Origin of the sequence: Niallia tiangongensis (genome assembly GCF_044704065.1) — a bacterium.
Classification (GTDB): Bacteria; Bacillota; Bacilli; order Bacillales; family Cytobacillaceae; genus Niallia; species Niallia tiangongensis.
On record NZ_CP162613.1, the window covers coordinates 4,495,267 to 4,520,228 of the forward strand.

Genomic DNA, 24,962 nt, shown 5'->3' on the forward strand with positions numbered 1-24,962 from the left:
AATATCTATGAAAAAATAAAAGAGTTATTACAAAGGGAGGACGCAGTAGAGCACCACCGTCCCTCTGCACTCTTTTTAATTAATCGATCAACTCAACCGAGTAATATCGTTCAGCTGGTTCATCTGTACTCTTCACAAAAAAATTTATATTCCCCGAGATCATAATAAAGGTAATATCCACTACGAACTTCGCTATAATCCTGACTAGTTGGTTCTCCTAAGGATCCGGTAATTTCTTCCTCCGTTAGGAAAATGGGAAGGTATAGGAGTTTATCGGAGAATCTGAATACTCTTCATAATCATAAGGAACTCCAAACCTAGCTTGATAATCATCATAGTAGATGAGATAGCCTCCTTCCGTTGCTACTCTCCAGTCAGGCTGGCCAATTTTATTTTCTATAATGGGGTTGTTTATCATGGTTTCATCATGGCGGATGGAAGCTTCGTTATGACGGAGGATATACAACCACCCTCCAAACTCGCCCACATCTTGAATACCATATGGAGCAATACATAGAGCAAATTCCTAATATTACATCCAAATACCAAGCAAATGTTAAAAAATTTCTATATCAAACAGAGGAGCAAAAGGTTAATGGAGTTGAAATACAATTACCAAACAAATGCAGCGAGTAACTCTATGTTGATCTTGTTGTGGACACTAGTGGTGCAGCCAGCTTAACATCCACTTGGCTAGATAAAGCAGGAATAGCGATTCCCCAGGAAATGGTTTAACGTATGTAAGTCAAAAATTTAAGCTTCCCGAAAATCCAAAGCGAGACTGGAAAATTAAATTAATCTATCCTAATCCTCCCCAAGAAAAAAATGGGCGGTACTATTTCAAAGGTAGAAGGTGATCAATATATTGTTACGATGATTGGCTATCTTAACACTATTTCTGTAAAAGATACGATAAAAAAGGAGGATGGATTTTTAGAGCTTGCAAAAACGTTGCCTAAACTAGATATCTATCATGAACTACTAAATGCAACACCTTTAAATAAGCCCTCCATTTACCAGGTTCCACAGATTAAGTGGAAACGAATAGACAAGGTAAAAGCCTTTCCAAATGGCCTTTTATTAATGAGGGCTACCATTTGCAGAATTGATCCTGTCTTTGGTCAAGGTATGAGTATTGCTGTATTGGAAGCACTAGCTTTGCAGAAAATACTTCAAGAGCAGAAGGGTTCCTTGCAACAAACCATTACTGTTTTCCACAAAAAGGTCGCAAAGATTATTGCCCCGATTTGGAAGATGGTGATTACAGAGGATTTCCGCTATCCAGATATCACAGGAAAGAAACCAATAGAGTTAAAGATTCAGCAATGGTATGCTAAGCAAATTTATCTGTTGTCTATAGAAAAACGGGATGTTTATGATCATTTCATAAAAGTCATGAATTTGGTAGAACCCATTAGCTTTTTAATGAAGCCACGGATTTTAGGTAGTGTATTAAGGCGCATATTTGTGAAGTAGGCAGCAAGGCGACCGCTCCTCGGTGGAGTGCACAATCCTCGCGACTTATGTTCCTGAAAGGGCACGGACTTTCTCCTAGCTCCCACAAGAGTCGAGCGGACGTCTTTATTACATATTTATATATTTTATTGAGCACCAATAGAAAAATAATCCAACTTTTAGCGTTTCCTTGCTTGCTTAGCAGCTTCTTCTCTTTCCGGCCTATAAGTATTTACAATAAAATGATAAATATTGAATTTCTTATTGTTTTCTGGATTCTTATGAGATGAGACTATCATATTTCCTTTACTTAGGATATCAAAATTACAACTCACGGTTTGAAACAACTTCTCTTCATTTAACTCTATACAAAAGTTTTGCACTATTTCCTTTCTGCTTTCCAACACCGTTTGCAGCTTAGTCTTCTTATTAAATACTATCGTGAATCCAAACAGAACATTTTCATTCATATAACCAATTAATTGTTTTAACTGCCTAGTATAGTTCCCCCACTCTTTATTTTCTCCTATGGCAATTGCTCTAGATTCTACATCTAGTGAATAAATATAAAAGTCTAACTCACCACTATTATTTAATGCCAATCCTCCTGGTTGCTCTCTTGCTACAGCTATTTCATCTTTCGCTAATGCAAGACGTAAAAAGTTCGCGAAATCATCGCTTAATTGTGTTCATTTAGATTTAGTAACCTACGAGTATCAAGCTCCATTTGATCTATACTATAACAAATTAATTCAATAATATATTCTTCTAATTCCCTACTATTATCATTAACAGTATCGTTCTCTTTCCTATATCTTTTTCGTATATCAACTGGCATTAAATCTAAATACTCATCAAGATCTACGCCCAGACTAATCAAGGAATGGGGAGAAGTAAAAAATAACTGACTAAATAAATCAATATTTAGAAAATCAAAATCATCAAATATAATTTCTGAATAATACTTTAAATCTCTTAAATCTAATAAAATACTTAAATCATCTTCTGTAACAGGTTTTAAATCAAATATATCTATATATGGATAATTTTCATCATATGACCATTCAATAAGTTTGTATAAAGCATTTTTATGTAACGAGGTCAGTTGATGCTGATAATAATCTCTAGAATAATCATGCAATTCATATAAAATACGCTTGCATTTTTCACTGTCTTCTCTAACCAAATGAGTAGGAAAAACGGATGGTAATACTACATCAAAATCATTTATCCCTTCCGCCAAATCAAAAAAAAACTAATAATATCATGTAGAACTTCATTGATTTTTCTTCTAAATGCTTCCGAAATATCATGTGGAATATCAATCATTCCTATCCCCCTTTTAGAATGGATATTTTCAAATCTATAAATTAAACTAGCAAATCAGCAACTTTAAAAATTAAATACGGGAGAGTATGTCCATTTGTCTTTTTTAGAATCTTAAAATCATAATATTCATAGAAACTAATTGCATTATCGGTTGCCTCTAATCCAATAAACATACAGCCGGATTTTTCTGCTACTTGCCTGACATTTTCAAATACATATCCTATTAAATATGCACTATATTTTTGTTCGCGATATCTTCTTCCTTGATATTCTCTATCCATAGCAAATTGATGCAGACGAATTGCAGGGTATACATCATTCCCCATAGATTGGTATATGATACTCCCCTTGAACTTAAAGCTTTTCTTTTGACCATTACTGATTGCAATTTCCTCATTATATAAAGAAAAGAACCCAATTACTTTATTTTTGTCTTCATTCAAAAGTAAGTAGGTTCTAACTAGTTGATTATTATGATGTAATAAGGCTTCCTCTTTTAAAAACAAATCATTTTTTTCATGGTCCTTACGAAGCTCTCCCTGACCAGAGTCATATTCATTTAATATACAAGAGAAATTTTCAATAAGCACTCTATCCACGTCTGTTATTGCCAGTAAATGCATGATTCCCATCCCTTTTTCTTTTTAAATGATTTTTCTGTAATCTTTGTCTACCTGAGGATTTTAAGACTGGCATATAAGAGGAATGTCCTAAACGTGAGCTTCTCCACACTTTGATTTCTTCTAGCATTTCATCTCTTCTAGAGTGTAACTCATTTTTTTGAGCTAAGTTCATGGCAGCTTTTGCTCTACTTATTCCCTCAGTTGATCTATTTTTACCTAATGCCCAATTGAAGAATTTTTGCCTTTCTGCATCTTTGGTGAATTTAATGACCATTGGCTTTCTCTTCAAATTCATATTTTGCACCTCCAAAGGCTTATTATATACTTATTTTACCATTGTAGTGTAGAATTTCAAAATACTGATTAAAAGAAACAAAGGGACTATTCTATTATTTCCTCCACATATAAAAAGGAATAAGAGATCCTACGATTCCTATGCTTCCCAATCCTTCTTATTAAATAATAAAACCTTACCTACCGTAACGACATTGCTATCTCCAACTACGCGAATTTTCAACCCAGTAGTAAGGATATTACGTCCGGCTTCTACTTTTCCTGGATTACTGTAGTCTGCACTGTCAGCAAAGAGTGGGGTTATCTTTTAATGTTGTGCCATTAATAACAGAATAACCTAATAACATTTTTCTTGATTTGTCTAAGCTAAAGGCTGCATCGTTTAATTGATAACCCATCACTCCAGTAATTTGTTATACTGGTCAGCATCTACTACCCCTAAATAACCATCTGCAGGATGAATTCCTATCCAGTTTATCCCCAAATGCTTCATCTAGGTACCAAACAACAAGACCTGGATCGTAGAGCACCACGATATTTTACTATGCACTATGTCGATTTTCTATCAGGGTAGCTTGCTTTAAGTGTGTCATTAATTTGGATAGCTGTGCATAATAGTAAACGTCTTTACCTTCACTTACTAGATTACGCGATAATACTGTCCGCTGATTTACATATTGATAAAAAATTATTGGCTGTGTATGTGGCTTGAGGTAAATCATTTTGCTCAATGAATTTGTTCACTGCTTGAAGTGTTGTCATTGCCCATATATTTACTTCTTTTCGCTTGTTCGGGATGAGTCTTAATTGGTATTGATCTTTTGCTAAATTCAGTAATTCTAACTCTATCCATCTTTTTTGTAGCTCCTTCTGAAAGCTAATAAATAATCCGCCATATAAAGAAAGCACAATATGCTTATACTTTTTTCTGAATATTCCAAATACTTTTGAAATACTTGGGTAAAATTATCCCAGCTATCATTTACCGCAGACATAGATGCATTAATTTTCTCCTCATCCTTATCAAAAGCTTTCATTATCCCCCGAGCCGCAAGCGAACCAGGTAGGCCAGCAATGAATGATCCTGCTAGAGAGGCGCCAACTCTTGCTAGTCGCTTACCGCTAGCATTCTCCTATATGGACTTTAATAAATCAAAATGCTTCTTAACTTGTTTCGCATAGCTCCCCAGCTCTTCCATTAGTCTATCGATGTTTATAAGCACACCATGTGATAAATAATTAAATACAGAATGATCGAACTTATAGGTTTGAAAAAATTCCCCATATTCCCCTTGGGTAAAATGAAATATGGCTTGATTATATCTATTTTGTAAATAATCATATTTCAAGGCAGCATTAAGATCTTTTGCAACTTCGCGAACATCTGTTAATTGAAAGAAGTTTTGGATACATTGCTGATACTCTTCTGTTGTATTCAATATTTTCTAATCTATCGTATATATATAATTCAAGGTTTTTAAATCTCTTTGATAGTTTACGATCAATTTTTTCCATAATAGTATTAGCCTCTACCTCAGCGAATGCTTCTATTTCTTCTATGACATCTTCTAACAAATACTTTCTCATTTGCTTTATATTCCACTTCATTTGTTGTTCTGGTTGGTCAAATATTTTTTTCAGTTGATTTCTCATATTAAAAAATACCTAATAGGTCCATAAACCCTGCGAATTCATCTATTATATCAGTAGTAGTCATAGTCAAATCTACTGATTCCACAAAAGAAACACTATCAGCAAAATCATAGATAGATGGATCAATAGTAAAACCTTCTCCAATTGGATTTTCTTGAATGGAAAAAGCCTCACCATTAGTAAATTGATAGTTCATTTCTCCAAAAATCCCCTGACTGCTTTGAGCAAAAATTTCACCATTACTATTTTGAAACATTTCTCCTCCATTCAGAGTGTTAACATGAACGATATCTCCGCTTTCATAATCAACCACTGTTCCCGTTACGCCTTCTCTTACATGAGCAATTGGATTTCCTGCTCCATCTACAATAGTCCCTGTCCCCTCCGTAACTCCTGGATTAAAAGAAGAAATCGGTGTCCCACTAGGATCCCGTACATCATATCCCCCTTGAAAATTACGTAATACTTAGTCGTTTCTAAGATTATCAGACACTTCATTTATATTTTAATAAAGCCCATTCATTAAAAACTCTGCAGACATTAACACACCGTCCTTATATTATTAGGTGTATTTTACCATATTAAATACATATATCTAAAAAAAATTAGGTTTCAATTTATATATTGCTATTTTATAATTCTCAATCGTTGCTATCAGCACACTTCATTTTTATTCAATATAATCATTCAATGATATGTAAAATGGTGTTTAAACGAAAAAAGTGGGACAAGGTACCTGTCCCCTTGTCCCTTCCCTTGTCCCTTTATATAGTCAAAAACCTCTTTACATCTTCTAATGATACATCAGCAAAATTTCCTTGTTTAATAATACTTCCTTTTTCCATAACCATGAAACTATCTGCAACTTTGGAGGCAAATTCTAAATTTTGCTCCACAATGAAAATAGAAATTCCTTTTTCTTCATTAATTCTTCTTAAAATCTGAGCAATTTCTGAGACTATATTTGGTTGAATACCTTCAGAAGGTTCATCAAGAAATAAAATCTTAGGTTTAGACATTAAAGCACGTGCTATCGCTAATTGTTGCTGCTGTCCTCCCGATAATACTCCCCCTTTTCTATCAAGGTGCTCGACAAGAGACGGAAAATATCGGAGTACTTCTTCTGTTAACTTTTCCCCTTCACTTGGATAATGCGCCATACAGCCTAAATGTAAGTTTTCCTTAACTGTCAGCATGGGAATTATCTCACGCCCTTGAGGTACATATGCTAATCCAAGTCTGGATCGCTTATATGTTTTCATTTTTGTAATTGGTGCATCTTCAAATGAGATTTTCCCGTCATTCGGAAGCAAAATACCAAGGATACTTTTTAGCAGCGTTGTTTTACCCACACCGTTTCTTCCCATTAAACAAACTTTATCTCCTTGGCTAATAGATAAAGAAACACCATTGATAATTTGGCTTTTATTATAGGAAACCTTAACATCTTCGATACTAAGCATGGGTCTCCTCCTTTAAATACACTTCCTGCACTTTTTTATTTCTTTCTACTTGAGCTAAACTTCCTTCTGCTAAATGCTGTCCTTGATGAAGTACCGTAACCTTTTTGGCAATTTGTCGGACAAAGGCCATGTCGTGCTCAACAACAATAACAGAGCGTCCTTTAAAAATAGATTGAACGAGTTCACCTGTTTTAAAAGTTTCCTCTGCCGTCATTCCAGTTGTTGGCTCATCTAGAATAACTAACTCCGGATCTTGTGCAAGTAGCATTCCCATTTCCAACCATTGTTTTTGTCCGTGAGATAGAACCGCCGCATCATCATACCTTCGTTCATATAAACCAATTTGATAAAGAATTTCTTCTAATTGATTTTTCATTTCCTTCTTTTTTCTAAAGAGAAGGGATGAAAAAACCCCATTGGAACCTTTATATGCAATTTCAAGATTTTCTGTCACCGTCAGATTTTCAAACAAGTTGGGACCTTGAAACTTCCTCCCAATTCCCATGCTTGATATATCTGACGGTGACATTCTAGTAATTTTTTTACCATTAAACAGAATTTCCCCTTTAGTAGGTTTTGTCTTTCCCGTTACTAAATCCATAAATGTAGTTTTACCTGCTCCATTTGGACCTAAGATAACACGTAATTCTCCTTTTTCTAGCGTAAAATCGAGGTCAGTTAGTGCCTTAAATCCATTGAAATCAACAGATAAGCCTTTTGTTTCTAATGCATACATCCGATTCACCACCCTTCTACCTAAATTAAGAATGTTTTATTTCCGTTTGTTTAATCGACTTTTCATCCTGCCTTACACCATGTTCTCTTTTTTTTATGTTTTCTAGCCACTTACTAAACGCCCCATAAACACCGTCAGGCAAAAAGAGCACAACCAAAACCATAACAATTCCAACAATCAGCTGCCATATGTCTGGATATTGTTCAGATAAGGTATTGGAAACAAAGTTAATACCTAGTGCACCTATTACCGCACCCATTAATTTCCCTCTACCACCAATAGCAATCCAGAGAATAACGGAAGTGGAAAGCGCGACCCCAACATCGCTTGGACCAACATAACCATTAATGGATACATACAACATTCCAGCTAAGCCCGATAAAAATCCAGATATAGTATAAATAAATATCTTAAAATATTCAGGTTTATAGCTTAAGAAACGAAGTCTTCCTTCATTTTCGCGAACAGCTGTAACCACTTTTCCAAAGTGAGAAGTTGTTATCCATTTACTGAATAAATATACTGCAATGGCAATGGCTAATATCACATAATAAAATGTCGATAAGGATAGGGGCTCCCCCAATATCGGGAACATTGGCAATCCCATCAACCCATTAAATCCTCCAGTGTATGCTTGAAGATTATTCACTAATAATTCAAACAATGTAGCTAATACCAGTGTAATTAATGAAAAATAAACACCTGTTATTCGACTCTTAAAGATAAAAAAACCCAAAACAGCTGCTAGTAAGGCAGGAATAATTAATCCTAATAAAAATGCTAGTGGAATACTTTTTAAAGGTGTCATAAATGCTGGTATTTCCTCAATATTAAATCGAGTCATAAAAGTCGGAACACCTCTTTGAAATGTATAGGATATCGCAAGTAGATAGCCACCTAATCCAAAGAAAACAGCATGCCCAATACTTAATAACCCTGTATAGCCCCATACTAGATCAAGTGCTATAGCAAAAATGACAAAGACAATAAATTTACCCATAATTCCTACTTGAAATGCATTCGAGAATATTGGATAAATGGCTAGAAATAAAACGAGAGGCAAACCGATTATTTTTTCTGCGTTAAGCAATCGAGTCATCTTCTTATCTCCTTTCCCTTTTTAATAGTCCTTCTGGTTTATAACGGATAACGATAATGATTAATGAAAAAACGATTATATTAGCTACTATTTCTGTACTAAAAGTAGAAATGATTTGATCTGCTTCTCCAACCACAAATGAACCAAGAGCAGTTCCAGTAATCGAGCCAACACCGCCAAGCACAACTACCATAAATGCATCCATTAAATATCCAGCCCCCATTGTTGGGGATACTGTATAAATTGGGGCTAAAATAGCACCAGCAATACCAGCCAAACCACTACCAAAAGCAAAGGTTAGTGAATCAATCCTGGAGGTATTAATCCCTAAAACTTCACTCATTTGTCTGTTTTGAGAAACTGTTCTTAACTGTGTACCGAAATCCGTTTTGAACATAAGCAGTACAGTTAATACTATTAAGACAATCGCAAAAACAATAATGAATAGACGATAATAAGGGACTACAACATTGCCTATTTCCATGGAACCAGAAATAGGATTAGAAATAGATTTACCACCTGTTCCGAAAGTAATCTTCACCAGCTGTTGAAGTACAATAGAAATTCCAACGGTTGCTAGCAACGTTTCTAATGGCCTTCCATATAAATGTTTGATAACTAGTTTTTCCATAATCAAACCAATAATGGCAGAAACGATAAAGGAAACAATAATAGCAATAAAAAATGGCAAATCAGACACGGTAGTTACTATATAGGTAGTATAAGCACCAATCATCACTAACTCCCCATGTGCCATATTTATAATATTCATTACCCCACAGGTTATGGCAAATCCTAATGCCGCAATAATTAAAACGGAAGTTACACTAAGTCCATCTACTAATGGTTGTGCCAAGCCCATCTTCTTTCCTCCTCCTATAACAGGAGTAGATAAACTAGATTCCACTCCTGACTTTTTCATCTTAAATCAAGCTAAATTTATTTCTTCCAAGGTTCATCATGATCTGGGAACAGTAATTTGGACCAAGGTTCTGGCTGAATGGATGTATCTGATGTCTGAAGAATTTCAAATTCACCTTGTTCATCTAATTTTGCAATTCTTGCATATAGCCATGTATGGTTGTTCTCGTCTACCTTAACTTTACCTTCAGGTGCCAGGAACTCTTGACCAATCAAATTGGCTAGCAATTCATCAGTATTATATGGATCATCGATTTTTTCTAATGTCTGAGCTAACAAATATACGGAAAAATAAGCTGATTCCATTGAAGTAGTAATTGGTTGGTCTTCCCCATATTTTTCGTGAAATGCTTTCACAAATGAAGCATTTTCTGGAGTATCAATATTTTCAAAATAAGCTAAAGAAGAGATATTACCTTTAGCAGCCTCAGAAGATATCGCTGCTACTTCCGTTTCTGATGTAGTAGGTGATGCAATCGGCATTTCAGTTGAATTCATACCATAATCAGCATATTGACTATAAAAGGCAGGAACGCTATCTGCTACTAATGTAGAAAAAACATAATCTGGTTTAGCCTTACGAATATTGTTTAAGACAGTGGAAAATTCACTCTCTCCCATTGCTACATACTCTTCACCAACCACTTCTCCTCCAGATAACTCTAATAGTTTTTTCACCTGGTTATTCGTTTCCACAGGATAGACGTAATCATTACCAATTAAGTAAACCTTTTTCCCCACATTTTCTGTTAACCAAGGAATAAATGCCTGAAGCTGTTGGTTAGGAACAGCACCAGTATAAAGGATATTTTTCGAATACTCCTCTCCTTCATATGGACCAGGATAGATTAATAGAGAATTGTTTTGTTCGACAATTGGAAGCATTGCTTGACGACTTGCTGATGTTAAACCTCCTATGATTGCCGCTACATTATCCTCCAAAATTAACTTTTTGGCTTTGGTTGCTGCTTGAGCTGGATCAGAAACATAGTCTTCTTGAATAGGTACTAAGTCTTTTCCATTCACGCCACCATTTTGATTAATTTCTTCAATTGCTAATATAGCTGCATCTGCCATACTTTTTTCTGTAATGGCTGTTCCACCACTAAGAGAAAATAGAACACCTATCTTAATTCCATCCTTTGTGTCTACAGATGCACTTTTACCACATGCTCCCAATAAAACAAGCATAAGAATCAACGCTATACTCATGTATAATTTGCTGTTCCGCAACAAATGAATCTCCCCTTATTTTTCACATTTTTTGCTGAGATTGAATATTATTGGATATCTCTATTTAACTAGTTGTCTATCAAGGTCTGGTTTTCTACCATTCATTGGATTTGTCTTTTCATAGGCAAATGCCATATTAAGAATCTCTTGTTCTTTAAAAGCAGGACCCATAATTTGGAATGATACTGGCATTCCTTCATTAAACCCACAAGGAACAGATATAGAAGGAAGGCCAACTAAATCAACTGGGGCAGTTAGTCTAATGGATGAATCTGTTAAACCGTTCTCGATACCATTAATGTTCACCGTTTCTTCTCCAATATTAGGCAACACCATTGGCAATGTAGGTGCAATTAAAACATCAGCTTTTTTATATACCTGGGCAAAATCTTCAGCCATTAACTTACGAATTTGTTGGGCTTGTATATAATCAGTTGCTGATGCAGTATTAGCAAGCTGCAAAGAAAATTTAATTTCTTTACCAAAATCCTGGGGTCTATTTAACAGATTTTGTTTATGAATAGCAGCAGACTCAGCCATAAACGTCATAAATTCTGCATATTCTGAATACTTCAAAGAAGGCATCTTAACGATTTCAATTTTGGCTCCCATTTCTTCCAAAAGTTTGATACTTTTTCGAACTAGGCTTTCTACACCACTATCAATATTATGAAAAAAGAAGTCTTCTTCAATTGCTATGATTTTCCCTCTAATGTTACCAGTTAAATATTCTGTATACTTAACCATCGGCACTTTTACGGAAGTTGCATCATTTTCGTCATAGCCAACTATGTTTTCCAACATAATTGCTGCATCTTCCACTGTTTTTGTTAATGGACCAACATGATCAAGTGACCAAGATAACGGAAATACACCATATTTACTAACTAACCCATGTGTCGGTTTAAGACCAACTGTTCCACATGCAGCCGCTGGAATTCTAATCGACCCCGCTGTATCAGTTCCCAATGTTGCAATCGTCAAATCAGCCGCTATCGCTGCACCCGATCCACCACTTGAACCACCTGGAATACGGTCAAGATTCCAAGGATTATGACATGCACCAAAATGCTCATTATTAGTTGTACCTCCATAGGCATATTCGTGCATGTTTAATTTTCCAGTGAACACAGCACCAGCATTTTTCAATTTCGTTACAACGGTAGCATCGTATTCTGGGACAAAATCTTTATGGATTTTGGAACCCATTGTCACATTCTCATTTTCAAAATAGAAAATATCTTTTAATGCAAGCGGAATCCCGTGTAAGCTCCCCTTATAAACTCCTTCATGAATTTCTTTCTCTGCTTGTTTTGCTACCTCAAGCGCCTGCTGATCATTACGTGATATATAGGAATTTATCAATTTATCGTATTTATCCGTTCTTTCGATTACTGATTTAGTAACTTCTACTGGTGATATCTCCCCGCTTTTAATCAAATTGGATAGTTCCGCAATCGTCTTTTTCGCTAATTCTTCCCTCATTTTCATTACCCCCTGTTCGCTTTCTGCGTTAATACAATATCTTGTGTATTATCTATAGCCTGATCTGCGTCCTTCTTTAAACTTTGAATAAACTCCCACTGTGTCTGAAGTGCAGCACCTTCTTCAGTAGTAACATCAATCCCTTGATCTTTTAATAATTTGGCTACATTTATTTCTAGCATGGTTAATCCCCCCCCTTAGCATTTTGAAATTAAAAAATAGCAACCACCAACATAACATCATCTGTTATATAACCTTACATGAAGTTATTATTGATACTATCACATGATTGTTCTATGATAGATATAGAAATTTTTTATATAGTGTTAATTTTCTGATTATTAAACCGCTTTCTGCCTTAGATTATCAAGACCTCATTAAACATATTAAATTTATTAAAGAGGAGTGGTTATAAATGGATTTAGAGGGATTATATTCATTTTTAGTCGTTGCAAAGGAAAAGAGTATTTCAAAAGCTTCTCAATCTCTTCATGTGACTCAACCTACTCTTAGTACAAGGATCCGAAAACTGGAGGAGGGACTTGGCTTTTCTTTAGTAGATAGAAACTGGAAAGGTATTCAATTAACAAGAGAAGGGAATTATTTTTTGCCTTATGCCTCTAGGCTATTTCGGGATTTAAGCGATGTTTCAACAGTCTTGACATACAACGAACAGCACGAACCAAGAGTTTCCTTTAGTGAAGTAACAAATGTAGGTTGCCTGATTATCGGGATTGATTCATGGCTAGCACCAAGTTTCTCGAAACAGATTTTGAATCAAATAAAAATAAATGATGGCATGAAATACAAAATTATCACCCGACCAACATCTACATTAGTGGAATTACTAGATTATAACGCAATAGATTTAGCTGTTATCTATAATGAAAAATTGGATATTACTCAAGAAAGCACTCCATTAATGGAGGATGAAATGGTACTTCTGTTTCACAATAAACATACGATAAAAAACGACTTCAGCAATCTTTCTGTTCTTAAGGACAAACCATTTCTGCTTTTTGATAACCCTATCCTTGTTTACCATAGCAATTTTACTAGTCAGGTAATAAAAGAATTTAATATTGAACATTTCCAGATCATTGATGATATTAATGTTATGATAAATACCATCGTAGCTGATTTAGCCTATACAATCGTGCCTAAGTCTAGCATTCATCATTTCATTGAATTATTTAATTTAGGGATTATTCCGATTGGCTTCATCCTAATGGGTAGAAAAGTATCTAATATCAACATTCAAATCGTATACCATGCAAAAAAACTTTCTGATCTGGGTTTTGAAGATTTCGCTAACTCCCTTTTTAATTCTATTGTGCAAGACTATAAACTTATTTAAAAAGGGACAAGGGGTCTGACCCCTTGTCCCAACTAATTTATCCCTCACGTATTATTAACATTCATTGCAGACTGATTGTATTTTTTCAATAGCTTTGCAAATGTCTCACATTCTTCTTCTGACCAAACATTAGTAACTTCTGCAACTCTGTTCTTTCTAAACTGTTTTTCTTTTTTAAATTCTTCTAATCCTATATCGGTTATCTGGAGCGTATAGGCTCTGCCATCTGTTTCATCTGGAATTCGGAACAAGTAGCCTTTCTGTTCCAGTGCTGCTGCCTGCCTACTTACTGTGGATACATCTAGTTGAAATTCAGTTGCTAGTGCTTTAACACCAGCAGGTCCTGTTGTCACTATTTCATGTAGTAGCAGATAAGCAGATCGATCAAGATTGCCATTTTTTTTATGGGAAGACGTATGTGTAACGCGTCGTATCAGAATGGATAATTCAACCTCAAGTTCTTCCAACGATTCTTCATACATAGATATACTACCTCACCGTTTCAATATTTCTATAAAAATATGATAGCACACTTGATTAAAGATTTGTAATGGACAGGGAGAGCTGCATTTCTGAAAAGAGAATTGACGTTTTAAAATATAGTTGTATAATACAATCATATAGTTTCCTTATACAACTACTTTCAAAAATAAAGGGGGAAAGAAAAATGCTAGCCTATGATATTATGGTAAGCCAAGTATATAAAGTGAAGGAAAGCGACACCGTCCGTTCTGTAATCGAAAAATTTATCGATTACAAAATTAGCGGTCTTCCAATAGTCAATGATCGAAATGAAATTGTTGGTTTCATCAGTGATGGCGATGTGTTGCGCTATATTGGTAAACATGATGATCATATTATCGATAGTATTTATTATGCTGTGGTGATTAAAGGCGATGATGAAGATTTTGACCAAAGATTACAAAGTCTATTGCATTTGAATGTAATGAAAATCGCTAAGAAAAAGGTTGTAAAAGTAGCTTGGGACGAAAAAATGGAAAATATTGCGGCGTTATTAGGTAAAAAGCAAATTAAAAAGGTGCCTGTTGAAAAAAACGGAATATTAGTAGGCATTATTAGCCGCGGCGATGTAATAAGGAATTCTTTCAAGGAATTAATCTAATACATTTTGAAACAAAGGGAATATAGAAAAAGGGGAGAAATATAAATGCCATCTTCACAATCTGTATCAGCAGATTCAACAAAAAACAATTCAAATACGAGGACTGAAGCTAGCCTGTTAAAACAGCCTAAAGCAGTATGGGCTGTATTTTTTGCTGGGATTATCGCCTTTATGGGTCTCGGTCTCGTTGATCCAATCCTTCCTGCGATTGCAGAGAAGCTTGATGCATCACAAAGCCAAGTAACACTGCTCTTCACTAGCTATAATGCGGTTATGGCTGTGGCGATGCTCGTTACTGGGATGATTTCATCAAGACTTGGAATTAAGTGGACACTTATCTTGGGTATTGTAATCATTGCTATTTTCTCTTGCCTAGGCGGACTATCAAATGGGATTTGGACGCTTGTCGGACTTCGCGGGGGGTGGGGTCTTGGTAATGCACTGTTTGTAGCAACTGCGCTCGCCGCGATTGTGTCTCTATCAAACAGCGGTACTGCTAAAGCAATTATTCTTTATGAAGCAGCTATTGGACTTGGAATCTCTGTTGGTCCTCTTCTTGGCGGCTGGTTAGGCGCTATGTCCTGGAGAGGACCTTTCCTAGGGGTCGCTACTTTAATGGTCATTGCCTTTTTCGGTATTTTAATCTTAATGCCAAAAGCTACTTCACAGAATACAACAAAGCCGAAAACATCCTTGGCAGATCCGTTTAGAGCATTAAAACATCGTTCCTTGCTTATTTTCGGAATAGCTGCTGCATTATATAATTTTGGATTTTTCACGTTGTTAGCCTATGCTCCATTTGTAATGGGCTTAGATGAACATGGATTAGGCTTTGTATTCCTAGGCTGGGGAATTTTATTAGCTGTTACTTCTGTCTTTATGGCTCCAAAATTACAGGAACGCTTTGGAACAGTTAAATCTATGTGTGCCATGCTAACATTGTTTGCCGTAGCGCTAATTGCGATGGGGATATGGACCTCAACACAGTGGGTCATCATCGCAGCTGTTATTGCAGCTGGTGCTTTATTAGGCAATAACAATACACTGATTACAACTGCCGTCATGAATTCTGCTCCAGTTGAACGCTCAACCGCTTCAGCAGCATACAGTTTCCTACGCTTCCTAGGTGGTGCCATCGCTCCTTATACAGCTGGGAAATTAGCGGAAATTTTCAATCCATCTGTACCATTCCTAGTAGGAGCTGGATTTGTGCTAGTTTCTGTATTGTTTATCTGGTTTAATAGTAAGCATGTAAGTCATGTAGATGAATTAGGTTCTGGACATTAACACTAAATAGTTAGTGAATATTCGAAGATGGAATCATTCTAAATAATGAGGCTGGGACAAAACTAAATAACTAGTCTTTAAAGACGAACAATCTTTAATTTAGCTCTTAAATATAGCTACTTTCTCATGATGGTTATCTATGTTTTTTAATATAGTTAAGTGTAAAAACTAAGTCGTTCCATTGCGCTACAGACACACGATGCGCAGGGGAGGAAGCTGAGCCTCCTCACTGCGCTGCGGGGTCTAAAGCGTCTCTATTTCCCGCAGGAGTCGAGCGTCCTCCGCTCCATTTCACTTCGTTTTTTAACCTTATTCTAAAAAACAAACACGAACTATAGTGTAATTTAATTACATTATAGTTCGTGTTTGTTGTTAGTTGAAATGCTTATGTCCCAGCCTCATTAATTAAAAGCTATTTAGCAACCTTTGCTGAACTATCATTCACAGATTTTTTAATGCCTCTCGTCTACTAAGTGGCTTTAAATCGTTGAAAGAAACAAAATCTCTCACAGCTAAGGGGTTCGTTTTTGCATATTCTCGCAGCACCCATCCTATTGCTTTTTGCACAAAAAATTCTTCACTATCAGCCCTCGTAAGAATATATGGAAACAAGCGTTTTTCATCCGTTCTATTCTTATAGTAAAGTTGATATAGCAACGCTGATCTTTGTAACCAAAAATCCTCATCTAAAATCCATTGATCTGCGTATTGAGAAATTAGTTCTGGATAGGCTGTAAACAGATAACCCATTATATGAGGAGATAGCACATCCACAGTATCCCACCATGATTTTTTAACTAATAAAGAACTTAACCAAGGCATATCATCGGGGGTAAGTTCTTTTTTTACTTTTTCCAGTGTATCGAGAGCTGCTTTTTGATACTCTCTTTCTGAGCGTTCCCACAATATAAAAATGATATCTTTTAGGTTTTCTTTTGTCGGGACACCAAATTCACGAAAGAACTGTTTCGTTAGTTTTCGGCGTATTGGTGTTCGGATCCCTAAAAAGTCAAATTGGTTCCGCAAATAATTCTCCGACCATTCCGCATAATCCCTATCCATATGTTGGGTATATAGTTTAACAAGTTCTTCTACATAATTATTTGTTACGTCCATCACTTAGCACCTTATTTGGAATTTTTATATTTTAAGCTGTTCTTCTATTTCTTCTCCTCTTGCACCAAGGTATAGGACCTTTTTTTCTGGTATGAGCACACGATAGCTGACAATTCCTGCTTCAGCAATCTCTTGCAAGAAGGTTAAGAAAGGAAGTGAGATGTTAGCAACTGCCGCAAGTACTTTATTTCTATTAAAATTATCTGAAACTACCAAGTTTACTTGGGAATCTGTTTTAAATTCCTTGTATACTCCTTTATAGGTGGCTTGCCCTGTTGCAACTTCGATTTCGTATTCATTAATCCCTCTTTGGGACAATTCATCTAAGAATGGAGAAAAATCTATTACACCACTACTTCTTCTGCTAATAATTTCTTGAAACTCACTTTCTGTTATTTTGTCATTCATACATATTCCCTCCAATTATGATTTTAGTCCCTTCACTCTGCATCATCATTTTAACCTTGAACATACTTCTTATTCTTGTAAAAATGGGACATTATTAGTATCAAAATGAAAAAAATCACTCGGTATGGAGGCTGTATGCTTTCGAAATTCTTTTATAAAGTGTGATTGGTCAGTATATCCAGCTTCAAAAGCTATATCTACCAATTTATTTGTTGTATTCGCCAAATTTAGGGCATATTGAAATTGTACAATTTGTGAGAATGTCTTAGGGGCAATACCGATTCTCTCCGTAAATTTTCGTCCAAATTGCTTTCTGCTAAGAACTACCTCTTGGGCTAATTCATTCATTCGCATGGTGCCATGTTTCGATATTATTTGATTTATAACCCATGAAATCCAAGGGTCTGTCTCCATTTCTTTAAATTCTTTCCATAACATTTCTTCTACAAGCGCTAAAAAGTGATATGGGCTTTCTTCTTGTATATTCAAGATTCTATCCCATTCTGATGCTTTCATGCAAAAGTCCATTAAACCAATACTAGTTCCTGTCACTTCTTTAGGATGAATCTTTTTCCACTGAAAAAGAGCTTCTGGCTTAAAAAAAACTAATACAGAAGAAATATTCTCTGTTGCCTGAAAAGTTTTTGGAGCAGAAATAATACCTGTCATTCCAGCACTTTCCAGTTTCTGCATTTGATTACCATTCCATACATTAACTTGACCTTGATTTTGAATACCCATTACATGAATAATATCAGGATAAACTATATAAGGTTCGCTTGACCCCTTACCTTGCCATATTATTTTTTCTACAAATGGAGCTAATCTCTTTGGACGAATAACGATCATTGGAGTTCTGCCTTTCTTCTGTTTATAAATATTAAGCATTTCTTGGAGATTGTACTATTATTCAAACAATACTTAGTATAATTGACAAGGAGTTACTTCCATAGCATTACGGGAAGGAATTCCGCCTTTTATATTATCATAAGCCCCTGATGTAAATGTTGGATGTATCTTTCAGTAGCAGTTTTTTAATAATTTCTAGTATTTCATATTGATTTCTAATGGTAATATAACCGTTAAATAACTTTTGAAATAGGCTCCCCCTCTCTTTTTTTCCATAACAATATATTACATCTTACCTAACCAACAAATCGTTAAATCCCTTATCAGATGCGGCAAGGTTTCAAACGAGTAAGGTTTATATACCCTTTCCGTCCATCGATGGGCATCCATTCCGTATACACCGATATTAACAGCTGGTACATTTAATTCTCTTATTCGATCGACAGGTACTGGGTAAATACTTTTCCATTCTGGGAAATTATGAATAAGGGATTCTATTTCTTCTTCTGTGTCATGAAGGGATAAATAGCTGCTATCTGATAGATAGGGGAAAAATCTTTTGATAGCAAATTGTTCGGCTGAACCAGCTCTCCATTTTTCTACCATTCCCTCCATAACATCCATTACGCGTTTATCCCCTTCACTTTCTCCTATCAAATAATTATGAGGACAATAAGGTGGTGCAAAAAAGATAATAATACAAGGAACACCAGTAACATCCTGCTTCCTTAGGGAATCTACTATTTGAAAGCAAACCTCCCTCGGGTCTTCCTCTTTATGGGCAGCTGTGATTTTTTCCGATATTCCCTCCACATCGACTCCCTGCTTTCGGAGCTTCTTGCAATACTCTTCAAACGTATAAACTTCCATTTCCCAATTCGGCATATCATCAGGAAATTGATTGCGGATGGAATATATTTGGTACTGTTTCTGATAATAAGCTTCCGTCGTTTTTGCTGCCTTATCCGCAATCTCCTTTAATTTCCCGACGACTTCTTTTGGGTTAGCCTCTAATACCATTAGATTAAAATAAATATGGCTTGTTACCGCTGTTTGAACATTATAAAAATCTTTCGTATCGCGATGATATAAAACAGACGGAGGTGTCATCAGCTCTCCTTCTACCTGTTCGATCAATTCCATATTATTATTGATAAGGCGATTTAATTCAGAGGTTACGAGCGTTGGATCTAGACCATCTAGCGTTCTTCCAACATGCGTTTCTCTACCATAAACGTAAAAGCAAGGAAGAAGCTTGCCAACTGCTCCAGTGTAAATATATTTCCGCTTATCTCCTGGATAAAGAGAAGTTATGTAATCCGTATTGATCGCTACAATATAATCCAGCTGTTCCTCTTTACGAAGTCGAAGCAGCTCATCTACAGCCGTAATTACTCCTGTATGCTGATTTTCTTCTACGGGATTGACCATAAAGATAATTTCTCCATCCCACATATCGCGGTGCCCACTCAGATAAAGAACATTCGCTAAATGCACTGCAATGCCACTCTTCATATCAAGCGCTCCGCGACCAAACATCCAATCACCTGAATGCGCTTGTTCTTGAATCTCTTTATTCCCATCCCAGCTTTTGAAAAATTCTAGCAAGCGCTCTGGTTCGTTTGCCAATTCTTGAATTTTCCCATAATCATCTGTTCCTACTGTATCCAAATGCGCATGATAGATAACAGTCTTTTTGGATGCACCATTGCCTTTTATCCTTGCAAAAACATTCTTTCTGCCAATTCCATCATTAGGCAAAGGCTGTGTCCATACCATTTCAGGACTGTCTTTAAAATAAGGAAAACTACGAAGAATTTCCTCTATCTTATTGGCAATCTCTACCTCTCCCTTTGTTCCATTGATGCTTAGTATGTTTACGAGGGAAGTAGTTAGTAAATTTACTTGATTGTATGTAGATAGGTTTTCTAGTTTTTTGAACATTTTACCTCTCCCTTTTCACCATGTGGTTATTTCTGCAAGCTACTGTATACGTAAAACAATATAGAATTAATAGGATTTTATCTTTGATAGTGTTAAATAATCTCACAGTTTTTTTACTAAGGGTGACTTTCAATCTGTTCCACTTAATTCAGAAACTTTATTCTTAATTTCTATTTCCTCCATAATTCGCCACTGAATGGAAGCCTGGAAGTGATACAAATCATCTTGAAAAGCGGAAAAAGAGAAAAGACATTCCACCTGATTGGGAACTTAAAGATTATAATAAGTTGATTATGAATAGAATGAATGGTACAGAGAATGATATCCATCTTTATCACCTGAAAACGTTTGAACAAGAATACTTTGTTTTTAATGATGATAATTGGATAATCATTATAGGAGCAGATAATGTAATAGAAACTGCCTTTTTAAGCAAGAACATAAAAAATTATCTAAGTCCAGATAAGAGATATAAATATTTAGGTAAAGTAAAGAAGGTATTGGAATGAGTAAGTATATGCAGGATGTTCTTAATTACGGGGATGATGTTTATGACTTTGAAAGTAGCCCATTTGAAAGTCTAAGGATGTTGCAAGATAGAAGTGATATTCAGAAAGTGTTTCATCAATTAAGTTTAGAAGAGCAGCAGTTGCTGGCTGAATATGATGCTCTCTTATTTAAAAACGTTCATAAAATGTACCGACACATTAAGAAAGCGTATGATTTTAACTTATCCAATCAACCCTTTAGTGAATGGTGGTGACATCTAGATAAAATAGTAAAAGGAAATCTTCAAATTGTACTATCATCTGAAACAGGTGGAAAAGTTATGTAACGTTTATAATATGACGCAAAATAAGTATAGGAACTATGTACTGCACCCCAAAAATTAGAGTGAAATCTAATTTTTGAGGTCATAACAAAGCGGCTCGGCAGTTGCCTCGTAAATCGAATGCAAAACCTTAACTTTAACAGCCGCTACCATCAACAATCATTAATTAGTTTTTCAGTGCCTCGAACCGTCTCTCTGCTTCCCTCCTTCCTATAAGCTTAGATTTTGTTTTTGTAATTGGTCTTTTTCAAAGGCTTTAAAGAATGGGTAATAGATTGCTACGCCTATTGCGAAGTTAACCATTACTAGTACGATGGCTTTCCAGTCACCTGTTGCTAGGAATCCTCCAATGAATGGTGGAGTTGCCCATGGTAGTTCAATGAAGACTCTTGCAACTAGCCCAATCTGCATGGATAAGTATGTTACAGCAGATGAGACTGCAGCTGATAATACAAATGGTATGAGGAAGAATGGATTCATAACAATTGGAACACCAAAGATAATTGGTTCTACAATTGTAAATATTGCTGCTGGTGTTGCTGCAATTGCGAGCACTTTCACTGTTTTTACTTTAGAGAAATACATCCAGAATAATAATCCCCATGCAGCTGATGGCCAAATTGCCATACGCTCTGTGTACGTGGTCCAAATATAAGGCAATTCATAACGGGAAACCCCATCCGCTAAGGCGGCAGCATTCTCCGCTACCCATTGTAATCTTAAAGGAGCGAAGATTGTGTCTACCATAGCAGTTCCGTGCATTCCCACCGTCCAAAGGAGCATCTCCGCAAATACTCTAGCTACAAAAACAAAGATATTATCTACTCCAGCGAATAATGGTGTTAAGACAGCAGCCATAAAGTTAACTAAATCAAAACCTAATACTGTACGTACTAACCAAGTAAGAATAAATACGATAGCATATGGAATCAAGGAAGAAAACGCATTGCCTACTGCCGGAGGAACGCCATCAGGCATTTTAATAACAATATTATTTTTTATACATAATTCCATGATTTTTACAGATAGTAATGCAACAATAATAGCAGTAAATAAACCTTGTGCACTAAATGGCTGCACTGTAATGGTACCTTCTGTTATCTCTCCAATCGTCATAAGAAGAAATGCGCCAAGACCTAATAATGCTGCAGACAACAAATCCATTTTTTTAATTTTGGCATAGGATACAGCAATGGCAACAGCAACATATAAGGCTAAGAAATTCATCGTTAAGTTATAAAGCATTAAAAACTTAGGTGTTAAGTCGGAAAATGTTGGAATTATGGCATTTTCCGTAAAGGATCCTGGCAACCCTAACATACCAATTAAAAGAAAGATACTGCCGATAATAATAATTGGAATAGATGCCACTAAACCATCTTTAATTGCCGTAACAATAGGTATTTCACCAAACCTTGCAAGAGGAGCCGCTATTTTATTCATAATAAAATCATTTAACTTTTCACCAAACCCCTTTGTCTCTTGATCTGCCATTTTTTATTCCCCCATCCTTATCTATTTTGTTCTTTTTGAGCTTTATGATAGTCCCCATCCACTATATATAGAACGCTTTCATTGCGCTTTTAAACAATAAGCATTAACCCTTAAATGAGCAAAAAGTTAACGCTTTATTGTACTATCCGTTACAAATCATTCCTGATCAGCCGGAAATATGATCTCTGCTGACTTTCTGGCCTTTTCATATACACTCATAACCGAATAGGAATGTTCTAGCAGCTTATAACATTTATCAAAGGCTTTATTATCAAAAATCTCTTTGAACATCAAAAGTTCATAATATAAAAGGTTATTAGTAGTTTGACTATTTAGCGTAATCTCTTTATCTTTCAAATACAAGGACACTTTTTGGCAACCATTGGCGCCATTTTCTACATGCAGGTATCCATTCTCCCCTTGGATAAGGACAAAATTCATACTTCTTGTATCTTTTGCCCCTACACATTCCGCAATAAAATCAGCATATTGCATCACCACTATTCCTGATGTATCAATTCCATTCGGATGTTTATTTGCTGTATAGGTAACGGATTCTGGTATACCAAATAAATTTATAACGAAGTGCAGATTATAAATGTTAATATCCGCTAAAGCCCCTCCTGCAAAAAGCGGGTTAAAGACATTTGGTGTTGCCCCTTTTAACAGTGCATCATATCTACTCGAGTATTGACTGTAATTACATTGAACGAGCTTTAGTTGACCTAATTGGTTTATATGTTTTTTAATCAGTTGATAGTTAGGTAAATGAATCGTTGTTATCCCCTCGAACAACATTAGCCCTTTATCACTAGCCAGTTTTGTTAAAATTTCTGTTTCCCGTACTGTAGATGTAAATGGTTTCTCACAAATAACATGCTTTCCATTTAACAATGCTTGATAGGACTGTTCAAAATGAAGGCTGTTCGGTGAAGCCACATAAATGAAATCAATGCTAGGATCTGTGTATAGCTTTTCTAAATCCGTATAAATATTAGCTATCTGGTATTTCTCCGCTAATGGCTTTGCTGTTTCTTCTTTTCTCGAATACATAGCCACACATCTTGCATCCTCTATCTCTCTTAGAGCTGATAAAAATACATCTACGATAAAACCTGTTCCAATCGTTCCTATTTTCATTTTGATTCCTCCACTAATAACGACTAACTAATTTGCTTCTTTTGCTATCGCATGTCCATCTTCTAACACTTTCAGTACCGTTAATATTTCATCATCTTTTACAGGCTTTTCCCCATTGTTCTTAATCGCTTGATATAATTTTTCATAGAGAATACCGTAATCAGTATATTCAGAAGGTACCTTTTCGTTATGTTCCACTCCATTTTCATCTACATATGCAAGTGTTCCCCAGTTACTTTCAGATTCGGGCTCAAAAACTACGCGTGTTGGGCCATTCGGATTCTTTTTCTGATGGCCGCTACTGTATTTAATAAAGCTTCCTTTATCACCATGTACAGTAAACTTTGGATGCTCTAGTTTAACACTTAAACTACATTTTACCGTTGCTTTTATTCTTCCAAAATAAAAATCTATATCGATATAATCGTCTGACTCCCCAGGGTAATAGATACTTCTTACATCATAATAAATGTCATCTGGTTTCCCGTACAAAGAAACAATTTGGTCAATGGTATGAACAGCTAACATATATAACATCCCAAATCCTCCCTTTTTAATGCCTCGAGGATTAAAATAGTCATAATGGGATTGAATTTCAACAATATTTCCTAATTTGCCACTATCAAGCACCTTTTTCAAAGTAAGAAAATCTCCGTCAAATCTTCTGTTTTGATTTGCCATGGCGATAAGCCCTTTAGATTTAGCCAATTCAAACACTTTAACTGCCTCTTTAATGGTTGGAGCAAAAGGCTTTTCCACAAGTACATGCTTGTTATTTTCCAATGCTTTTGTGGCATATTCAACATGACTGTCAGCATGTGTACAAATCACTACTAACTCCACTTCACTATCTTGTAAAATCTCCTTTAAATTTGTCGTAAATTGAATAGCCGGATACCAACTCTCATGCTCTATCCCTTCACGAACGCGATCTTCCTCCCGACGGTAAATATACTTAACCTGAATATTTTCTCTTCTTTCCAAATACGGTAAATGATAATTCAAAACAGCATTTCCATAACCAATTATGGCAATATTCATCATAAAAAATCTCTCCTTTACTCCTGCAATTGACCTCATCATAGCATGGTAATTATTCATTAGATATAGGTGTAAAGGAC

The 24,962-nt window shown here is 35.7% G+C and carries 29 protein-coding genes; 6 read left to right on the forward strand and 23 right to left on the reverse strand.

Annotated elements, in window-relative coordinates; genetic code table 11:
- Positions 1-244: 244 nt before the first annotated feature.
- Entirely contained in the window at positions 245-466 is a 222-nt protein-coding gene (locus AB3U99_RS21270; RefSeq protein WP_400243746.1) for a hypothetical protein, read from the reverse strand.
- Between the two features lie 359 nt (positions 467-825).
- Here AB3U99_RS21270 and AB3U99_RS21275 point away from each other — a divergent pair, with 359 nt between their 5' ends.
- Positions 826-1,476 (forward strand): hypothetical protein, encoded by a 651-nt coding sequence (locus tag AB3U99_RS21275; protein WP_400243747.1) that lies wholly within the window; start codon positions 826-828, stop codon positions 1,474-1,476.
- Positions 1,477-1,634: 158 nt separating this feature from the next.
- On the opposite strand, the gene AB3U99_RS21280 is transcribed toward AB3U99_RS21275, so the two are convergent.
- The 14 genes from AB3U99_RS21280 to AB3U99_RS21345 all read right to left on the reverse strand — a co-directional run bounded on the left by AB3U99_RS21280 (position 1,635) and on the right by AB3U99_RS21345 (position 12,473).
- Positions 1,635-2,057, reverse strand: a complete 423-nt coding sequence (locus AB3U99_RS21280; RefSeq protein WP_400243748.1) for a hypothetical protein — start codon at positions 2,055-2,057, stop codon at positions 1,635-1,637.
- Positions 2,058-2,134: 77 nt separating this feature from the next.
- Complete coding sequence (locus AB3U99_RS21285; protein WP_400243749.1) at positions 2,135-2,698, reverse strand: hypothetical protein; 564 nt, start codon at positions 2,696-2,698, stop codon at positions 2,135-2,137.
- A gap of 127 nt (positions 2,699-2,825) precedes the next feature.
- Entirely contained in the window at positions 2,826-3,407 is a 582-nt protein-coding gene (locus AB3U99_RS21290; protein WP_400243750.1) for a hypothetical protein, read from the reverse strand.
- Positions 3,376-3,702, reverse strand: coding sequence for a hypothetical protein (locus tag AB3U99_RS21295; RefSeq protein WP_400243751.1), 327 nt, complete (start codon positions 3,700-3,702; stop codon positions 3,376-3,378). Before AB3U99_RS21295 ends, AB3U99_RS21290 begins: the two co-directional genes overlap by 32 nt.
- 644 nt (positions 3,703-4,346) lie before the next feature.
- Entirely contained in the window at positions 4,347-4,610 is a 264-nt protein-coding gene (locus AB3U99_RS21300; RefSeq protein WP_400243752.1) for a hypothetical protein, read from the reverse strand.
- Positions 4,611-4,834: 224 nt separating this feature from the next.
- Positions 4,835-5,140, reverse strand: a complete 306-nt coding sequence (locus AB3U99_RS21305; RefSeq protein WP_400243753.1) for a hypothetical protein — start codon at positions 5,138-5,140, stop codon at positions 4,835-4,837.
- A 215-nt stretch (positions 5,141-5,355) separates the two neighbouring features.
- The gene (locus AB3U99_RS21310) at positions 5,356-5,610 is read right to left on the reverse strand and encodes a hypothetical protein (protein ID WP_400243754.1); all 255 of its coding nucleotides are present in this window, start codon (positions 5,608-5,610) and stop codon (positions 5,356-5,358) included.
- A gap of 508 nt (positions 5,611-6,118) precedes the next feature.
- Positions 6,119-6,817, reverse strand: coding sequence for an urea ABC transporter ATP-binding subunit UrtE (gene urtE / locus AB3U99_RS21315; protein ID WP_400243755.1), 699 nt, complete (start codon positions 6,815-6,817; stop codon positions 6,119-6,121).
- Positions 6,810-7,553 (reverse strand): urea ABC transporter ATP-binding protein UrtD, encoded by a 744-nt coding sequence (gene urtD / locus AB3U99_RS21320; RefSeq protein WP_400243756.1) that lies wholly within the window; start codon positions 7,551-7,553, stop codon positions 6,810-6,812. Before urtD ends, urtE begins: the two co-directional genes overlap by 8 nt.
- Before the next feature lie 25 nt (positions 7,554-7,578).
- On the reverse strand, positions 7,579-8,652 hold the full coding sequence (gene urtC, locus AB3U99_RS21325; RefSeq protein ID WP_400243757.1) for an urea ABC transporter permease subunit UrtC: 1,074 nt from the start codon (positions 8,650-8,652) through the stop codon (positions 7,579-7,581).
- Positions 8,653-8,656: 4 nt separating this feature from the next.
- Positions 8,657-9,514 (reverse strand): urea ABC transporter permease subunit UrtB, encoded by an 858-nt coding sequence (gene urtB, locus AB3U99_RS21330; RefSeq protein WP_400243758.1) that lies wholly within the window; start codon positions 9,512-9,514, stop codon positions 8,657-8,659.
- Positions 9,515-9,591: 77 nt separating this feature from the next.
- Positions 9,592-10,806 carry a transporter substrate-binding domain-containing protein gene (locus tag AB3U99_RS21335; RefSeq protein WP_400243759.1) on the reverse strand — a complete coding sequence of 405 codons (1,215 nt, stop codon included), beginning with the start codon at positions 10,804-10,806 and terminating at the stop codon, positions 9,592-9,594.
- Between the two features lie 60 nt (positions 10,807-10,866).
- Positions 10,867-12,291, reverse strand: a complete 1,425-nt coding sequence (locus tag AB3U99_RS21340; protein WP_400243760.1) for an amidase — start codon at positions 12,289-12,291, stop codon at positions 10,867-10,869.
- Positions 12,292-12,296: 5 nt separating this feature from the next.
- Positions 12,297-12,473, reverse strand: coding sequence for a hypothetical protein (locus AB3U99_RS21345; RefSeq protein WP_400243761.1), 177 nt, complete (start codon positions 12,471-12,473; stop codon positions 12,297-12,299).
- 233 nt (positions 12,474-12,706) lie between these two features.
- Between AB3U99_RS21345 and AB3U99_RS21350 the strand changes: the two genes are divergently transcribed.
- The gene (locus AB3U99_RS21350; protein WP_400243762.1) at positions 12,707-13,648 is read left to right on the forward strand and encodes a LysR family transcriptional regulator; all 942 of its coding nucleotides are present in this window, start codon (positions 12,707-12,709) and stop codon (positions 13,646-13,648) included.
- 44 nt (positions 13,649-13,692) lie between these two features.
- Here the strand turns inward: AB3U99_RS21350 and AB3U99_RS21355 are convergent, their stop codons facing one another.
- Positions 13,693-14,130 (reverse strand): MarR family winged helix-turn-helix transcriptional regulator, encoded by a 438-nt coding sequence (locus AB3U99_RS21355; protein ID WP_400243763.1) that lies wholly within the window; start codon positions 14,128-14,130, stop codon positions 13,693-13,695.
- A gap of 185 nt (positions 14,131-14,315) precedes the next feature.
- Here AB3U99_RS21355 and AB3U99_RS21360 point away from each other — a divergent pair, with 185 nt between their 5' ends.
- Together AB3U99_RS21360 and AB3U99_RS21365 are read left to right on the forward strand one after the other, a co-directional pair.
- Positions 14,316-14,771, forward strand: coding sequence for a CBS domain-containing protein (locus AB3U99_RS21360; protein ID WP_400243764.1), 456 nt, complete (start codon positions 14,316-14,318; stop codon positions 14,769-14,771).
- A 45-nt stretch (positions 14,772-14,816) separates the two neighbouring features.
- Positions 14,817-16,058 carry an MFS transporter gene (locus tag AB3U99_RS21365; protein ID WP_400243765.1) on the forward strand — a complete coding sequence of 414 codons (1,242 nt, stop codon included), beginning with the start codon at positions 14,817-14,819 and terminating at the stop codon, positions 16,056-16,058.
- Between the two features lie 441 nt (positions 16,059-16,499).
- On the opposite strand, the gene AB3U99_RS21370 is transcribed toward AB3U99_RS21365, so the two are convergent.
- From AB3U99_RS21370 to AB3U99_RS21385, 4 genes are all read right to left on the reverse strand, one after another.
- The gene (locus tag AB3U99_RS21370; RefSeq protein WP_400243766.1) at positions 16,500-17,174 is read right to left on the reverse strand and encodes a DNA alkylation repair protein; all 675 of its coding nucleotides are present in this window, start codon (positions 17,172-17,174) and stop codon (positions 16,500-16,502) included.
- Between the two features lie 24 nt (positions 17,175-17,198).
- The gene (locus AB3U99_RS21375) at positions 17,199-17,582 is read right to left on the reverse strand and encodes a DUF1398 family protein (protein ID WP_400243767.1); all 384 of its coding nucleotides are present in this window, start codon (positions 17,580-17,582) and stop codon (positions 17,199-17,201) included.
- A 69-nt stretch (positions 17,583-17,651) separates the two neighbouring features.
- On the reverse strand, positions 17,652-18,431 hold the full coding sequence (locus tag AB3U99_RS21380) for a helix-turn-helix domain-containing protein (RefSeq protein ID WP_400243768.1): 780 nt from the start codon (positions 18,429-18,431) through the stop codon (positions 17,652-17,654).
- Between the two features lie 285 nt (positions 18,432-18,716).
- Positions 18,717-20,375, reverse strand: coding sequence for a M20/M25/M40 family metallo-hydrolase (locus AB3U99_RS21385; protein WP_400243769.1), 1,659 nt, complete (start codon positions 20,373-20,375; stop codon positions 18,717-18,719).
- A gap of 293 nt (positions 20,376-20,668) precedes the next feature.
- On the opposite strand from AB3U99_RS21385, the gene AB3U99_RS21390 reads away from it, so the two are divergent.
- On the forward strand, positions 20,669-20,884 hold the full coding sequence (locus AB3U99_RS21390) for a hypothetical protein (protein WP_400243770.1): 216 nt from the start codon (positions 20,669-20,671) through the stop codon (positions 20,882-20,884).
- Positions 20,881-21,138 (forward strand): hypothetical protein, encoded by a 258-nt coding sequence (locus AB3U99_RS21395; protein ID WP_400243771.1) that lies wholly within the window; start codon positions 20,881-20,883, stop codon positions 21,136-21,138. The genes AB3U99_RS21390 and AB3U99_RS21395 overlap by 4 nt, the downstream gene beginning before the upstream one ends.
- Positions 21,139-21,417: 279 nt before the next feature.
- Here the strand turns inward: AB3U99_RS21395 and AB3U99_RS21400 are convergent, their stop codons facing one another.
- The 3 genes from AB3U99_RS21400 to AB3U99_RS21410 all read right to left on the reverse strand — a co-directional run bounded on the left by AB3U99_RS21400 (position 21,418) and on the right by AB3U99_RS21410 (position 24,885).
- A complete protein-coding gene (locus AB3U99_RS21400; protein ID WP_400243772.1) occupies positions 21,418-22,701 on the reverse strand; it encodes a PTS sugar transporter subunit IIC in 1,284 nt (427 codons plus the stop codon).
- Between the two features lie 156 nt (positions 22,702-22,857).
- On the reverse strand, positions 22,858-23,841 hold the full coding sequence (locus tag AB3U99_RS21405; RefSeq protein WP_400243773.1) for a Gfo/Idh/MocA family protein: 984 nt from the start codon (positions 23,839-23,841) through the stop codon (positions 22,858-22,860).
- 27 nt (positions 23,842-23,868) lie between these two features.
- Positions 23,869-24,885 carry a Gfo/Idh/MocA family oxidoreductase gene (locus AB3U99_RS21410; protein ID WP_400243774.1) on the reverse strand — a complete coding sequence of 339 codons (1,017 nt, stop codon included), beginning with the start codon at positions 24,883-24,885 and terminating at the stop codon, positions 23,869-23,871.
- Positions 24,886-24,962 lie beyond the last annotated feature (77 nt).

Excerpts from the sequence above, each read along its gene's own strand:
- AB3U99_RS21275 (WP_400243747.1), top strand. The coding sequence starts at position 826 with ATGGGCGGTACTATTTCAAAGGTAGAAGGTGATCAATATATTGTTACG.
- AB3U99_RS21290 (WP_400243750.1), bottom strand. The coding sequence starts at position 3,407 with ATGCATTTACTGGCAATAACAGACGTGGATAGAGTGCTTATTGAAAAT.
- AB3U99_RS21295 (WP_400243751.1), bottom strand. The coding sequence starts at position 3,702 with ATGAATTTGAAGAGAAAGCCAATGGTCATTAAATTCACCAAAGATGCA.
- AB3U99_RS21310 (WP_400243754.1), bottom strand. The coding sequence starts at position 5,610 with ATGTTTCAAAATAGTAATGGTGAAATTTTTGCTCAAAGCAGTCAGGGG.
- urtE (WP_400243755.1), bottom strand. The coding sequence starts at position 6,817 with ATGCTTAGTATCGAAGATGTTAAGGTTTCCTATAATAAAAGCCAAATT.
- urtD (WP_400243756.1), bottom strand. The coding sequence starts at position 7,553 with ATGTATGCATTAGAAACAAAAGGCTTATCTGTTGATTTCAATGGATTT.
- urtC (WP_400243757.1), bottom strand. The coding sequence starts at position 8,652 with ATGACTCGATTGCTTAACGCAGAAAAAATAATCGGTTTGCCTCTCGTT.
- urtB (WP_400243758.1), bottom strand. The coding sequence starts at position 9,514 with ATGGGCTTGGCACAACCATTAGTAGATGGACTTAGTGTAACTTCCGTT.
- AB3U99_RS21340 (WP_400243760.1), bottom strand. The coding sequence starts at position 12,291 with ATGAGGGAAGAATTAGCGAAAAAGACGATTGCGGAACTATCCAATTTG.
- AB3U99_RS21345 (WP_400243761.1), bottom strand. The coding sequence starts at position 12,473 with ATGCTAGAAATAAATGTAGCCAAATTATTAAAAGATCAAGGGATTGAT.
- AB3U99_RS21350 (WP_400243762.1), top strand. The coding sequence starts at position 12,707 with ATGGATTTAGAGGGATTATATTCATTTTTAGTCGTTGCAAAGGAAAAG.
- AB3U99_RS21355 (WP_400243763.1), bottom strand. The coding sequence starts at position 14,130 with ATGTATGAAGAATCGTTGGAAGAACTTGAGGTTGAATTATCCATTCTG.
- AB3U99_RS21360 (WP_400243764.1), top strand. The coding sequence starts at position 14,316 with ATGCTAGCCTATGATATTATGGTAAGCCAAGTATATAAAGTGAAGGAA.
- AB3U99_RS21365 (WP_400243765.1), top strand. The coding sequence starts at position 14,817 with ATGCCATCTTCACAATCTGTATCAGCAGATTCAACAAAAAACAATTCA.
- AB3U99_RS21370 (WP_400243766.1), bottom strand. The coding sequence starts at position 17,174 with ATGGACGTAACAAATAATTATGTAGAAGAACTTGTTAAACTATATACC.
- AB3U99_RS21375 (WP_400243767.1), bottom strand. The coding sequence starts at position 17,582 with ATGAATGACAAAATAACAGAAAGTGAGTTTCAAGAAATTATTAGCAGA.
- AB3U99_RS21380 (WP_400243768.1), bottom strand. The coding sequence starts at position 18,431 with ATGATCGTTATTCGTCCAAAGAGATTAGCTCCATTTGTAGAAAAAATA.
- AB3U99_RS21385 (WP_400243769.1), bottom strand. The coding sequence starts at position 20,375 with ATGTTCAAAAAACTAGAAAACCTATCTACATACAATCAAGTAAATTTA.
- AB3U99_RS21390 (WP_400243770.1), top strand. The coding sequence starts at position 20,669 with ATGAATAGAATGAATGGTACAGAGAATGATATCCATCTTTATCACCTG.
- AB3U99_RS21395 (WP_400243771.1), top strand. The coding sequence starts at position 20,881 with ATGAGTAAGTATATGCAGGATGTTCTTAATTACGGGGATGATGTTTAT.
- AB3U99_RS21400 (WP_400243772.1), bottom strand. The coding sequence starts at position 22,701 with ATGGCAGATCAAGAGACAAAGGGGTTTGGTGAAAAGTTAAATGATTTT.
- AB3U99_RS21405 (WP_400243773.1), bottom strand. The coding sequence starts at position 23,841 with ATGAAAATAGGAACGATTGGAACAGGTTTTATCGTAGATGTATTTTTA.
- AB3U99_RS21410 (WP_400243774.1), bottom strand. The coding sequence starts at position 24,885 with ATGATGAATATTGCCATAATTGGTTATGGAAATGCTGTTTTGAATTAT.